The sequence below is a fragment of the Lysinibacillus sp. NPDC056232 genome (genome assembly GCF_042267565.1).
In the GTDB taxonomy this organism is placed as follows: domain Bacteria; phylum Bacillota; class Bacilli; order Bacillales_A; family Planococcaceae; genus Lysinibacillus.
Genome location: NZ_JBHJTF010000019.1, coordinates 26,213 through 40,117 on the forward strand (window position 1 = coordinate 26,213; position 13,905 = coordinate 40,117).

Consider the following 13,905-nt stretch of genomic DNA (forward strand, 5'->3'; position numbering starts at 1 on the left):
ATGGTGTCACAAATATTTTCAATACATAAAGAAATATTGAAAGTCATACTCGTATTTTGGGGGGGATTATTATGGTTAAGGACTCGTGATTTACGATTCAAGAAATCGATAATAAAACATTCGCAATTAGTGAATATGGACATTGGGAAAAGGTGCATTCATTTCTATTAGTCGGCAATGAAAAAGCAGTTCTTATTGATACGGGTCTTGGAATTGATAATATCAAACGCATAACGGATCAATTGACTGATTTGCCGATTGTTGTTTTAACAACTCATGTGCATGTTGATCATATTGGAAGCCATGGAGAATTTGAAAATGTTTATGTTCATGAAGCTGACTCAGATTGGTTAACTAATGGTATTAAAGGATTGACCATAGAACAAATAAGAAGAGATATTAGTAGAGATATAACAATTCCAACTCCAAAAACGTTTAATCCAGAAACATATAAACCATATCAAGGAACACCAACTGGCTTATTACAGGATGCTGATATGTTTGATATAGGGAATAGAGAATTAATTATTCATCATACTCCTGGGCATTCTCCAGGTCATATATGTATTTTTGACAAAACAAACGGTTATTTGTTTACTGGTGATTTACTTTATGATGAAACACCTATTTATGCTTTTTACCCTTCGACTAACCCTCTTGATTTAGTTGATTCCTGGGAAAAGATATCAAAGATCCCATATGTCACAAAAATTTATGGTTCACAGAATACATTAGGTCTTGAACCAAGTATCCTACAAGAACTCGTAAACGCAGTTAAGGAACTTAAAGAAAAGGATCTAGTAAAGTTTGGAACAGGGATTCATAAATTTAAAGGGTTTAGTGTACAGTTTTAATTTTTTCTTGAACGGAGATATAAGCTCACTTGCACTCCTTAGAAGAGGGTTGATTATTCATTATATAAATTTAATGAATTTGGGAATGTTACACCTAAAGATATTTTGAGGTGGAAACAAATGAATAGAACGCTTTATCTTTTCTTAGTTTCATTTTGTACATTTTTTTTAATAACATTACATGCATCTGCAAAGGATAAACCAAGTCCTTATGAAGAAATATATCCTGAAATAGGATATAAATCGGTTGAAGAAGCAAGGAATGATTTTGAACAACATTTTAACCAAAAACTAAAGCTACCGCTTAGAGTTCCCCCAATAAGCTTTACACATCATTTTGGACGATTCTCCGATTCAAAATATGTAGGCAATGATACATTTGAAGTGACATTTATAAATGATCAATTATCCGAAAATCACTATAAAATTGATATTCGTCCACTTAAGTACAAATTGCCTCTAAGAGAGAAATATGTAGTAAAAACTTATGAATTAAAAAATGGGGTTGTGGCCACATATATGACCATTTCAGGTTTTAATGTGCTTGTTTTCGAGAGAGAAAATTTGCAGTATATGCTAAGTATAGATAAACGAGTTTCAAATAAAGTAACTCCTGAAACTTTAGTGGACATAGCCAATTCTATTGATTATTAAATGGAACAGAAAATTTTGATGTGACTCGAGAACAATAGTATAGAAAAGTAAAAATAGCCTTGTTAAAGATAATTAAACAAAGGCTATTTTTTATATCTTAAAATAAATTTCATTTAAACTGTTCAAATTAATAATAGAGACGTTCAAATTTAGTTCGACTCTATTAGGATGATCTTTTTAAAACGTATGTCATGTGGATAAGTTGATTGTAGTGGAGGCTTGGCGACTCCTTGGGGATCAGCAATAGAGGAACGAAGGCTAAGAACATCACGTCCTGTGATAACGCCTTCGTGACCAACATCGGTGCTGTTGCTGTCGCTTCGTTGCACTACGCTTTCGCACAGAATGAAACCCTTTTGCTGACGCTGCGTTAGCACTACGCTTTCGCGCAAAAAACATCTGTTGGCCCGAGACCCTGCAGCGTAGCGGATGTTTTCTGTGCGAAAGCGAAGCGACAGCAAAAACAAATGTTTTCTGTAGCGAAAGCAAAGCGGCAGCTACAAAGCGCCAAGCCGGAACGGAAATCAACCACACGTTTTGGTTAAGAGCCATTTAATTCTGTCCTTTTAAAACAATGTTCTGGACAAACATTAAATTTGAAACAGAACGTATAATTTGTTACACTTAGTTTATAATAATTCTAATGTAGATGATGAATTTCAGTTCTTCATGACATGTTCACAAATTATTGATGAACTCTTGTCGAACTGTGCTATAATGAGATTTGTCAATTAGAACGTGAGAGGTGTTATTCATGCATACCATCGTAGTAGGCTTGAATTATAAAACAGCGCCTGTTGAAATTCGTGAAAAGTTATCATTCATAGAGAGTGAACTACCACAGGCAATGGAAGCGCTACAACAACAAAAAAGTATATTAGAAAATGTTATTGTTTCGACATGTAACCGCACAGAAATTTATGCAGTGGTTGATCAATTGCATACCGGACGTCATTTTGTTAAACAGTTTTTAGCAAATTGGTTCGACCTACCTGTGGAGACATTTTCTTCGTATTTAACAATTCGAGAAGAAGATGAGGCAATCGAGCATTTATTCCAAGTGACAGCTGGAATTGATTCGATGGTACTTGGCGAAACTCAAATTTTAGGACAAGTAAGAAAAAGCTTCTTAAGTGGACAAGAGATTGGAACTACAGGAACGGTATACAATCAGCTATTTAAACAAGCAGTGACATTTGCGAAACGTGCACATAATGAAACGGCTATCGGTGAGAACGCGGTATCTGTCTCTTATGCAGCAGTTGAACTAGCGAAGAAAATATTCGGATCTTTACAACGTAAACATGTAGCAATTTTAGGTGCAGGAAAAATGGGGGAACTTGCTATTGAGAACCTTTACGGTAGCGGTGTAGGAAAAGTAACCGTAATTAACCGTACGTTCGAAAAAGCAGAAAGTTTAGCAGCTAAATTTGACGGTGAAGCAAAATCTATGAAGGAACTACAATGTTCGTTACTTGAAGCGGATATTTTAATTACGTCTACAGGTGCAACAGATTATGTGATTGACTATGAATTGATGCAATTTGTCGAACGTTTACGTAAAGGTAAACCATTATTTATGGTAGATATTGCAGTTCCACGTGATATTGATCCACGTGTTGGAGATTTACCAAATGTTTTCTTATATGATATAGATGATTTACAAGGCATCGTCGAAGCAAACTTAGCAGAACGTGAACGTGCTGCTGCTGATATTTCTTCGATGATTGGCAAAGAGGTTGTGCAATTTAAAGATTGGGTTGCGACTCTTGGCGTTGTCCCTGTCATCTCGGCTTTACGTAAAAAAGCGAATCATATTCAAGAAGAGACAATGATTAGTATCGAAAATAAAATGCCGGATTTAACGGATCGAGAACGTAAAATTTTAAGTAAGCATACAAAGTCTATTATTAATCAATTGTTAAAAGAACCAATTTTACAAGCTAAGGAAATGGCAAATTCACCAAAAGCAAATGAACAGTTACGTTTATTCCAACAAATTTTCGGTATTGAGGATGCTGTGGAAGCTGAAGTTACTGCGATGACAGAACAAGAGCTTGAACGCAAAGAGCGCTTACAGTCGTCACAATCTTCTACTGAACCAAAGTATTCTTTCTAAAGATGTCTATGTGTTCGCGGTGCAACTTTAGAAAAGTTGCCCTTCGAGCTTTTTTCCGCGAACGAGATTTTCTACTGATTTTTAAATGAGGCGTTTTCGTATCTGTATGGTAAACTAAGGATACGAAAACGTTTTTTTTTCTAGGCTAAAGTACACTACTTTAGCACTTTCAATATAAAGAAGGGATGTCTATTGGCTGATTTGACAATGACAAGGCTCTATGAAGTAATGATCGTCTTGTATGCGATCAGTCTAGTATTTTACTTTACTGATTACTTTTATAAGCAAATACGAGCAAGGCGAGTTGCTTTTTGGCTTGTTTCATTCGTATGGATAATTCAAAGTGCCATTATTTTATTAACTTTTGTGGAAACGAAGCGTTTTCCGATTTTATCCTTGTCAGAAGGGATTCTCTTTTATTCCTGGCTGCTCGTGACATTGTCTATTATTTTGCACTGTATTGCACGAGTTGATCTACCGGTATTTATTATTAATATACTAGGATTTTTATTCGCTAGTATCTTTACTTTTATGCCGAAACGGCCGACAGGAGTAGTTAGTGATACTTTAATTTCGGAATTGCTTTTTATTCATATATCATTTGCCATTTTATCTTACGCAGCGTTTTCTTTAACATTTGTTTTTGCGATATTGTATTTAGTATTATATCGTTTGCTGAAAAAGAAAAAATGGTCACATTTATGGACAAGGTTGCCATCACTACAGCAGACGAGTAACTGGATGAATGTTTCATTTTACATTGGTATTCCAGTGTTATCTGTAAGTTTAGTTTTAGGGTTTGAATGGGCACTACTAACGCTAGAGAGTTTTTCAATTTTTGATGCGAAGATTATTGGGTCCTTTATTATTTTAATTTTGTATTGCTTTATATTGTATGTGAATCGTAAAGGTAAACTGACAGGGACAACTTATGCGTGGGTACATATATACGCTTACCTATTAGTTGTTGTTAACTTCTTTTTAGGAAGCAGTTTATCACGATTCCATTTATGGTATTAGAAGAGAGGTTGAAGACTGTTGAGAAAAATTATTGTAGGTTCTAGAAGAAGTAAGCTAGCTTTAACACAAACAAATTGGTTTATCAATGAGTTAAAAGCTGCTGGTGTTCCATTTGAATTTGAAGTGAAAGAAATTGTCACGAAAGGTGATCAAATTTTAGATGTGCAGCTATCTAAGGTTGGTGGTAAAGGGCTTTTCGTAAAAGAAATTGAACAAGCACTTTACGACAAAGAAATTGATTTTGCTGTTCATTCTATGAAGGATATGCCTGCATTACTGCCTGAAGGATTAGTCATTGGCTGTATTCCACCACGTGAAGATGCGCGTGATGCATTTATTTCAAAAGGACATGTGAAATTTGCAGATCTTCCAGCAGGAGCTGTAGTTGGGACAAGTTCTCTTCGTCGCAGTGCTCAACTTTTAACAGTCCGTCCAGATATAGAAATTAAATGGATTCGTGGAAATGTAGATACACGCTTAGCTAAACTTGAAACTGATGAATACGATGCTATTATTTTAGCGGCAGCTGGACTAAAACGCCTAGGCTGGAGCGATGATGTAGTTACTGAGTTTTTACCTGTTGAGGATTGTCTACCAGCAGTAGCACAGGGCTCTCTAGGTATTGAATGCCGTGGAGACGATACAGAACTATTAACGGAATTAGGCAAGTTAACAGATAGCATTACATGGCAAGAAGCACATGCAGAACGTGCTTTCCTAGCGGCTATGGATGGCGGCTGCCAAGTACCTATCGCAGGATACGCAAAGTCTAACGGGGAAGAAATTACATTAACTGGTCTTGTTGCTGCACCAGATGCTTCAGTTGTTTATAAGGAAACGGTTGTGGGCACTAATGCGGAAGCAGTTGGGAAAGAGCTTGCTGAGATTTTAACAAAGCAAGGAGCCTTTGATTTAATTCAACGAGTAAAGGCAGAGCAAGATGCAAAATAATTTACCTTTAGAAGGTAAAACTATTATTTTGACAGGTACATCTAAGACGACAACAATAATAGATGACATTACAGCTTTAGGTGGCCATGCAGTAATTGCCCCATTGATTGAAACTTGCGAGCTGATTGATAGTAACGACGATGTGCAGTTAGAGTTTGCACATCAATTTGAATGGCTCATTTTTACGAGTCAAAATGCGGTAGAAGCTTTTGCTAACAAGATGCAACGCTTTAATGTAAGTGCTGCGCATTTTCAAGGAAAAATTGCTTCTATTGGTACTAAAACTACTGCAGCTTTAGAAAAGCTAGGATTCCATGTGAGCTTTATGCCTTCTATATTTAGTGCAGATGTATTTGTTCAAGAATTTCCTAATGTAGCAGGTAGCAATCCTACGTGTCTATTTATTCGTGGAGAAAAAGCGAAAAAGACATTAAAGGAAGGGCTACCCTTTAAATTGAAGGAATGGACAGTTTATGAAACGATTGAGCGACATGATCAAATACAATTAATGATTGAATGTATCTGTGCGAATAGTGATGTCACAGTGATTTTTGCTAGCCCTTCCGCGGTTGATGCCTACGCCAAGGATGTAGCTTCGGTAGTTGGTTGGAGGGCAGTGCGTGTAGCAGTAATCGGTCATATTACAGAAGCAGCTATTTTAAATCACGGTGCTATTGTAGATGTTATGCCGAGCGTATATACAATGCAAGCAGTTATCGAGGAAATAACGAAAGTAGGAGAAAGAAAATGACAAAATTACAATTTCAGAGACATCGTCGTTTGCGTGCAAACGCTGCTATACGATCAATGGTAAAAGAAACATACTTACACAAAGAGGACTTAATTTATCCAATTTTCGTTATGGAAGGCGAAAATATTAAAAACGAAGTATCTTCTATGCCGGGAGTTTTTCAATTTTCATTAGATAAACTTGAAGCTGAGATTGATGAAGTTGTTGCTTTAGGTATTCCTGCGGTTATTTTATTTGGCTTACCTGCAGAAAAAGATGCAGTCGGAACTGGTGCATTCCATGATCATGGTATTGTGCAAGAAGCAACACGACTTATTAAAGCTCGCTACCCAGAGCTTTTAGTTATTGCAGATACATGCTTATGTGAATTTACAGATCATGGTCATTGTGGCTTAATTGAAGGCGATCAAATTTTAAATGATCCTTCATTAGAAGTTTTAGCACGTACAGCAGTATCACAAGCAAAAGCCGGTGCGGATATCATCGCTCCTTCCAATATGATGGATGGTTTTGTGGCAGCGATTCGTGCAGGTCTAGATGAAGCAGGCTTTGAAAATGTTCCGATTATGTCATATGCCGTAAAATATGCATCTAGCTACTATGGTCCATTCCGAGAAGCAGCTGATGGTGCGCCTCAATTTGGTGATCGTAAATCATACCAAATGGATCCATCGAATCGTATGGAGGCATTCCGTGAAGCGGAGTCGGATATTGCAGAAGGTGCAGATTTCTTAATCGTTAAGCCAGCTCTAAGTTATTTAGATATTATTCGTGATGTAAAAAATAACTTTACATTACCGATTGTTGCATACAACGTTTCTGGTGAATATGCAATGATTAAAGCAGCGGCTATTAATGGCTGGATTGAAGAGAAAAAAGTAGTGCTTGAAACGTTACTTAGCATGAAACGTGCAGGCTCAGATTTAATCATTACGTATCATGCTAAAGATGTCGCACGTTGGTTGGAGGAGAAATAAATGACGCGTTCTTACGAAAAATCAAAACAAGCTTATGCTGAAGCAATTAACTTAATGCCAGGTGGCGTTAGTAGCCCAGTACGTGCATTCAAATCCGTAAATATGGATCCAATATTCATGGAATCTGGTCAAGGTGCTATTATTAAAGACATTGATGGCAATGAATATATTGATTATGTATTATCATGGGGACCTCTTATTTTAGGTCATACACATCCTGAAGTTGTACAAGCAATTGCAGAAACAGCAGCGAAAGGCTCTTCGTTTGGAGCACCGAGCTATACAGAAAATCGATTAGCTAAATTAGTATTAGATCGTCTTCCTGGTATGGAAATGATTCGCTTCGTGTCTTCTGGGACAGAGGCTACGATGTCTGCTTTACGCGTAGCTCGTGGTGTTACAGGACGCGATAAAATTTTGAAATTTGAGGGTTCTTATCATGGTCATGGAGATTCCTTACTTATTAAAGCAGGCTCAGGGGTAGCTACATTAGGCTTACCTGACAGTCCTGGTGTCCCAGCGGATATTGCGCGTAATACGTTAACAGTAGCGTACAATGACTTAGAAGGGGCAAAACTAATTTTCGAAAAGTTTGGTTCAGAGCTTGCGGCAGTGATTGTTGAGCCAGTTGCAGGAAATATGGGCGTTGTCCCTCCACAACCAGGCTTCCTACAAGGCTTAAGTGAATTAACAAAGGAACATGGATCATTGTTGATTTTTGATGAAGTTATGACAGGCTTCCGTGTTGACTATGGCTGTGCACAAGGTTATTTTGATGTAACACCAGATATGACAACATTAGGAAAAGTAATTGGCGGTGGACTTCCTGTTGGTGCATTTGCAGGGAAAAAGGAAATTATGGAGCAAGTGGCACCAGCTGGTCCAATCTATCAAGCTGGGACATTGTCAGGGAATCCATTAGCGATGACAGCTGGCTATGAAACATTAACTCGCCTTGATCATAATTCTTATGAATACTTCAAAAAGCTAGGAGATCAATTAGAGGCTGGTTTCCGTGAAGCCGCAACGAAATACAATATTCCACATACTGTAAATCGTGCTGGTTCAATGATAGGTTTCTTCTTTACGAACGAAGATGTTATTGATTTTGATTCAGCAAAAACGTCTGATTTACAATTATTTGCTGAATACTTCCGTCTAATGGCAGAAGAAGGTATTTTCTTACCGCCATCTCAATTTGAAGGTTTATTTATTTCTACTGCACATACGGAAGAGCATATCGCAAAAACAGTTGATGCTTTCCATAAAGTATTTGCACAATTAGCAAGATAATAGGTAGTTACAAAATAGCATGCTAGGAGTATTTTCTTGCATGCTATTTTTTTGTTGTTTAGTAATATGTTTTTTATTTTTGCCCGTTAAAAAGTTCATTGGATTATCAATGAATGGAAAAATCGTTACCGCTTGAAAAAATTTTATTAAAATTATAACTTTCAGCATAGCCAAATCGTGGGCGAAATCGTATATAATATAGCTATTCATAAAAGAAAGTAGTGAATTGATATGGCAACTGGCACACATATGGTCGAAGTACCCGTAGGAATTGAAAATGTATGGGATTTCGTCAGTGATATGGAAAAATGGGCAAAGCTTGTCCCAGGTTATAATGCACATGAAATGATTGATGAAAAACATTCAAATTGGACGTTTAAAGGCAATGTTGGTGTACTGAAAAAAACAGTACAAGTAGAGATTACTATTTTAGAATGGGCAGCGCCTTCTAAAGTAACATTCGAATTAAAAGGAATTTCTGATAACTTTTCAGGAAACGGTTATTTCCTAGCAGAGAGTATTGATGCAGAAAATACAAAAATGACAGGCTTCTTAGAAGTAATAGCAGGAGGATTAGCTGGTCCTGTTTTAAATCCAATCTTTAAGCCGATCGTACCAAAAGCAACACAAATGTTAACAGATCGTGTAGCAAATAAAATTAAATTGGTGAATGTATAATAAGTTGTTGAACCAACAGTAAAAAGGCATGCTAGAAGAAGTTTTCTAGTATGCCTTTTTTAGGCTCATTATTTGGGTTGTTACGACTGGGCTCTTTCCTAGGGGCGTTTCGATGAGCCGCTTCCCGTGAGTGCAATACAAAATCCGAACGCATTGTTTATCTGCGCGAACGCAAAGAGTCAGCTATACAATTATGCCAAGTCGAAATTGATTAATCATCCTATAGCATACTATCCTTCAAAGCTTCATATGATGCAAGAGGAGGGATTATTATCGAACACAAAACTTGGAATATGAGTGAAACTTTTTGTTTTCCTGGTTACGGCTGCCCAACAGAAATAGCAGCTGTACAAATTAAGCCACGGTGGCAGACAACGCAGCTAGAAGATTCTCTACGATTAATGGGTATTTATCATATCACAGCACATGTTCGCTTTGATTTTCAAGACATGCGAGCTTTCATGGATGATGAAGAATTAGTACAAATCGATAACCTGGATATTCAAGGGGATACTGGTTATTTTGAGTATGCAGTTCCTTTAAATGTAGATTTACCAATGGATGCAGCTATTGAAGATTTAATGGTAAAGGATATTCGACCTATTTTGACGAATCAGATGTGTCAGCTCGAATGGACGGTTACAAGTGTTTTTAATGAGCCTGAGCTAGCATTAGAAAAAGCTCACGTTTTAGAAACTGCTAATGCCTCAGCTCAAATAGAGGTGGACCTTGCAAAAGAAACGGCACAGGTAAAACAACCTGCAACTGTAGTAGCTTCGAATCAAGAAGAAAAAACTGTAGCTGTAACGGCTTCGGTACAAGAAGAGAAGTCTACAGCAGTAGTAGCTTCGACACAAGAGGAAAAATCAAAGATTGTTACATTTGCAGCTCAAAAGGAAAAGTCTGAAGCAATAGTAGCTTCAGACAAAAAAGAAAAGCCTGCACCAGTTGAGCAAAAAACAATGTTGAGGGAATCCTCAAGTCATATTGTAGTCCGTGAATCTAGCTCCTGGCATGAAGTTCCATCGATGATCTGGGATTTAACCGAAGACTATACACCGCTAAAGGTTCGTGTTTCAAATGACTTCATTCAAAAGTAAATAGCATAGAAGTAACAGGAGCAATAAGATGATGAAATCTCCAGATGTTGGAATGATGATGACACGTATAAACTGAAAAACACAAATTGGTACAATTATCGTTTTGCAATAAAAACGAAATTGTCGTAGCCATGGTGGTAAAAGCCAAGGATTATACTTACGTCGTCGCATTTGAATTTTCACTTCCTTTTCTAGTAGTGCTTCCTAAAAAATGACTAAATCACTTGAAAAATTGCACGATTCTGCGGTACAATGTGAAAAAGTCGAATATAGATGCTATGACAGGGAAGAGTAAATTAGTAGTGCATTTTAAGAGAGGAAACGGTAGCTGAAAAGTTTCTATATGTACCTAATTGAATGTAGCCCTCGAGCAGCTTTAGTGAACTAACAGTAGTTAAAGCCGGTTAAACACCGTTACCGAATTGAGAGCCAGTAGTAAAAGGCTTAAGCAAGTAGTGTATTCTATTTCTTGATGAAATGTGTATAGTGACCGCTTAACTCGCCTCTGCTGGAATTAAAGGTGGTACCGCGAATTTAAACTCCTTCGTCCTTTTAGACGTTAGGAGTTTTTTTTATTTTCTTTAAATCTTCTGGTAAATGTGCCTCAGCATGAGACATAAAAACAGAATGATTGGTACTATCTCACACCGGTAAAATTAATAAGTCAACAGGAGGAGTCAAAATGACAGAAAACATTTCAATGCCTACAAAATATGATCCACAGTCCATTGAAGCAGGTCGTTATGAATGGTGGTTACAAGGGAAATTTTTTGAGGCGCAGCCTACAAGTGAAAAGGAGCCTTATTCTATTGTTATTCCACCACCGAATGTAACAGGTAGACTACATCTTGGCCATGCTTGGGATACAACATTACAAGATATTTTAATTCGTATGAAGCGCATGCAAGGTTATGATGCACTTTGGTTACCAGGTATGGACCATGCAGGTATTGCGACACAAGCAAAAGTAGAAGCCAAACTACGAGAAGATAATATTACACGTTATGATTTAGGTCGTGAAAAATTCCTCGAAAAAACATGGGAATGGAAAGAAGAGTACGCTGGGCATATTCGTGATCAATGGGCGAAGCTTGGTCTTGGATTAGATTATTCTCGTGAGCGTTTCACACTTGATGAAGGTCTTTCTGATGCAGTTAAAACTGTTTTCGTTCAATTATATGAAAAAGGCTTAATCTATCGTGGCGAACGCATTATTAACTGGGACCCTGCTGCAAAAACTGCATTATCAGATATTGAAGTTATTTATCAAGATGTTCAAGGTGCATTCTATCATATGAAGTACCCATTAGCTGATGGCTCAGGATATGTGGAAGTTGCGACTACACGTCCTGAAACAATGCTAGGAGACTCTGGGGTAGCCGTTCACCCGAAAGATGAGCGCTATCAACACTTAATCGGTAAAACAGTTATTTTACCAATCGTAGGCCGTGAAATTCCTATCGTAGCAGATGACTACGTAGAGATGGAATTTGGTACTGGGGTTGTAAAAATGACACCAGCACACGATCCTAACGACTTTGAGGTTGGTAACCGCCACAACCTAGAACGCATTCTTGTCATGAATGAAGATGGTACAATGAACGAACTTGCTGGCAAGTATAACGGTATGGATCGCTTTGAATGCCGTAAGCAAATCGTAGCTGATTTACAAGAAGCAGGCGTGCTTATCCGTATTGAAGAGCATACACATTCAGTAGGTCACTCCGAACGTTCGGGTGCTGTTGTAGAGCCATATCTTTCTGCACAATGGTTCGTAAATATGCAACCACTTGCTGATGCTTCACTTACTCTTCAAAAAGATGAAGAAGGGCAAGTAAACTTCGTACCATCTCGTTTTGAAAACACATATTCTCGCTGGATGGAAAACATTCGCGACTGGTGTATCTCTCGTCAATTATGGTGGGGTCATCAAATTCCTGCTTGGTATCACAATGAAACAGGTGAAATTTACGTAGGAAAAGAAGCACCAGCAGATGCAGAAAATTGGACGCAAGATGAAGACGTATTAGATACATGGTTCTCGTCAGCACTATGGCCATTTTCTACAATGGGTTGGCCAGATGAGACAAATGAAGAATATAAACGTTACTATCCAACAAGCACACTTGTAACTGGTTATGATATTATTTTCTTCTGGGTTTCTCGAATGATCTTCCAAGGTCTTGAATTTACAGGTCAGCGCCCATTCAAAGATGTATTAATTCACGGTTTAGTACGTGATGGTGAAGGACGCAAGATGAGTAAATCACTTGGCAATGGTGTAGATCCTATGGATGTTATTGATCAGTATGGTGCCGATTCATTACGTTACTTCTTAGCTACTGGTTCTTCTCCTGGTCAAGATTTACGCTATACAACTGAAAAAGTAGAATCAGTATGGAACTTTGCAAATAAGATTTGGAATGCCTCTCGTTTTGCTTTAATGAACATGGAAGGTATGACATATGATGAAATCAACTTAACTGGTGAAAAATCAGTTGCCGATAAATGGATTCTTACTCGCTTAAATGAAACAATTGAACGTGTAACATCTCTTGCAGAACGTTATGAGTTTGGTGAAGTTGGTCGTGAGCTGTATAACTTCATTTGGGATGATTTCTGTTCTTGGTATATTGAAATGGCTAAATTACCGTTATATGGTGATGACGAAGCAGCTAAGAAAACGACTCGCTCTATTTTAGCTTACGTTTTAGATCAAACTATGCGTCTATTACATCCATTCATGCCATTCATTACAGAAGAAATCTGGCAGCACTTACCTCATGAAGGCGAATCAATCACAGTGGCAGCATGGCCAACTGTACGTACGGATCTTCATTTTGCAGAAGAAGCGGACAATATGAAGCTCCTAATGGATATTATACGTTCAGTACGTAATATTCGTGCGGAAGTAAATACACCTATGAGCAAAAAAGTGCCACTATATATTTCAGCGAAGGATGCTGCAACGGCTACAGTACTTGAAGCCAATAAAGCATATTTAGAAAAATTCTGTAATCCAGAAACGCTAACAATTGGAGAAAGTTTAGAAGCTCCTGGTCAGTCAATGACAGCAGTAGTTACTGGAGCTGAGCTATTCCTACCGCTTGTTGGACTAATTAATCTAGAAGAAGAAATTGCTCGTCTTGAAAAAGAATTAGAGAAATGGGCAAAAGAAGTCAAACTTGTAACTGGTAAGTTATCGAATGAGAAATTCGTGTCCAAAGCGCCAGAAGCATTAGTGAATGCAGAACGTGAAAAATTAGCAGATTATGAAAGTAAACATGCGGTTGTATTAAAACGTTTAGAAGAACTGAAAAATATGTAAGATGGAGACAGCGGATGGCAATAGTCATCTGCTGTTTTTTATCTTCATTCAGAAGAAGACCCTCACCTCTGAAGGTGGTAAGATACTAAAGCCTCTGGCGGATGAAATTAAACTTAAAACACACGGATTCGCACTTTCTAAAGTGTTTTTTTAGCTTTCATATAAGTGTAAGTAAACAAG

13 protein-coding genes and 1 other annotated feature are annotated in these 13,905 nt (G+C 37.6%); of the genes, 12 read left to right on the plus strand and 1 reads right to left on the minus strand.

Annotated features, from left to right (window positions below; translation table 11 throughout):
* Window positions 1–95: 95 nt before the first annotated feature.
* Window positions 96–854, plus strand: a complete 759-nt coding sequence (locus ACFCYJ_RS14810) for an MBL fold metallo-hydrolase (protein WP_376074756.1) — start codon at window positions 96–98, stop codon at window positions 852–854.
* A 120-nt stretch (window positions 855–974) separates the two neighbouring features.
* Window positions 975–1,508 carry a hypothetical protein gene (locus tag ACFCYJ_RS14815; protein ID WP_376074705.1) on the plus strand — a complete coding sequence of 178 codons (534 nt, stop codon included), beginning with the start codon at window positions 975–977 and terminating at the stop codon, window positions 1,506–1,508.
* Window positions 1,509–1,657: 149 nt separating this feature from the next.
* Here the strand turns inward: ACFCYJ_RS14815 and ACFCYJ_RS14820 are convergent, their stop codons facing one another.
* Window positions 1,658–1,900 carry a hypothetical protein gene (locus ACFCYJ_RS14820; protein WP_376074706.1) on the minus strand — a complete coding sequence of 81 codons (243 nt, stop codon included), beginning with the start codon at window positions 1,898–1,900 and terminating at the stop codon, window positions 1,658–1,660.
* A gap of 362 nt (window positions 1,901–2,262) precedes the next feature.
* Here ACFCYJ_RS14820 and hemA point away from each other — a divergent pair, with 362 nt between their 5' ends.
* From hemA to ACFCYJ_RS14870, 10 genes are all read left to right on the plus strand, one after another.
* On the plus strand, window positions 2,263–3,627 hold the full coding sequence (gene hemA / locus ACFCYJ_RS14825) for a glutamyl-tRNA reductase (RefSeq protein WP_376074707.1): 1,365 nt from the start codon (window positions 2,263–2,265) through the stop codon (window positions 3,625–3,627).
* 192 nt (window positions 3,628–3,819) lie between these two features.
* Window positions 3,820–4,647, plus strand: coding sequence for a cytochrome C assembly family protein (locus ACFCYJ_RS14830; RefSeq protein WP_370041722.1), 828 nt, complete (start codon window positions 3,820–3,822; stop codon window positions 4,645–4,647).
* 18 nt (window positions 4,648–4,665) lie between these two features.
* Window positions 4,666–5,598 carry a hydroxymethylbilane synthase gene (gene hemC / locus ACFCYJ_RS14835; protein WP_376074708.1) on the plus strand — a complete coding sequence of 311 codons (933 nt, stop codon included), beginning with the start codon at window positions 4,666–4,668 and terminating at the stop codon, window positions 5,596–5,598.
* Window positions 5,588–6,349, plus strand: coding sequence for a uroporphyrinogen-III synthase (locus ACFCYJ_RS14840; protein ID WP_376074709.1), 762 nt, complete (start codon window positions 5,588–5,590; stop codon window positions 6,347–6,349). The genes hemC and ACFCYJ_RS14840 overlap by 11 nt, the downstream gene beginning before the upstream one ends.
* A complete protein-coding gene (hemB, locus tag ACFCYJ_RS14845) occupies window positions 6,346–7,326 on the plus strand; it encodes a porphobilinogen synthase (RefSeq protein WP_376074710.1) in 981 nt (326 codons plus the stop codon). Before ACFCYJ_RS14840 ends, hemB begins: the two co-directional genes overlap by 4 nt.
* Window positions 7,327–8,619: a glutamate-1-semialdehyde 2,1-aminomutase gene (hemL, locus tag ACFCYJ_RS14850; RefSeq protein WP_376074711.1), complete on the plus strand. Its 1,293-nt coding sequence runs from the start codon at window positions 7,327–7,329 to the stop codon at window positions 8,617–8,619.
* A gap of 231 nt (window positions 8,620–8,850) precedes the next feature.
* Window positions 8,851–9,297: an SRPBCC family protein gene (locus tag ACFCYJ_RS14855; RefSeq protein WP_376074712.1), complete on the plus strand. Its 447-nt coding sequence runs from the start codon at window positions 8,851–8,853 to the stop codon at window positions 9,295–9,297.
* 293 nt (window positions 9,298–9,590) lie between these two features.
* The gene (locus tag ACFCYJ_RS14860; protein WP_376074713.1) at window positions 9,591–10,397 is read left to right on the plus strand and encodes a valyl-tRNA synthetase; all 807 of its coding nucleotides are present in this window, start codon (window positions 9,591–9,593) and stop codon (window positions 10,395–10,397) included.
* A 269-nt stretch (window positions 10,398–10,666) separates the two neighbouring features.
* Window positions 10,667–10,952: a binding site (T-box leader), on the plus strand.
* A gap of 127 nt (window positions 10,953–11,079) precedes the next feature.
* Window positions 11,080–13,725 (plus strand): valine--tRNA ligase, encoded by a 2,646-nt coding sequence (locus ACFCYJ_RS14865; RefSeq protein ID WP_376074714.1) that lies wholly within the window; start codon window positions 11,080–11,082, stop codon window positions 13,723–13,725.
* Window position 13,726: 1 nt separating this feature from the next.
* A complete protein-coding gene (locus tag ACFCYJ_RS14870; RefSeq protein ID WP_376074715.1) occupies window positions 13,727–13,879 on the plus strand; it encodes a hypothetical protein in 153 nt (50 codons plus the stop codon).
* Window positions 13,880–13,905: the final 26 nt, after the last annotated feature.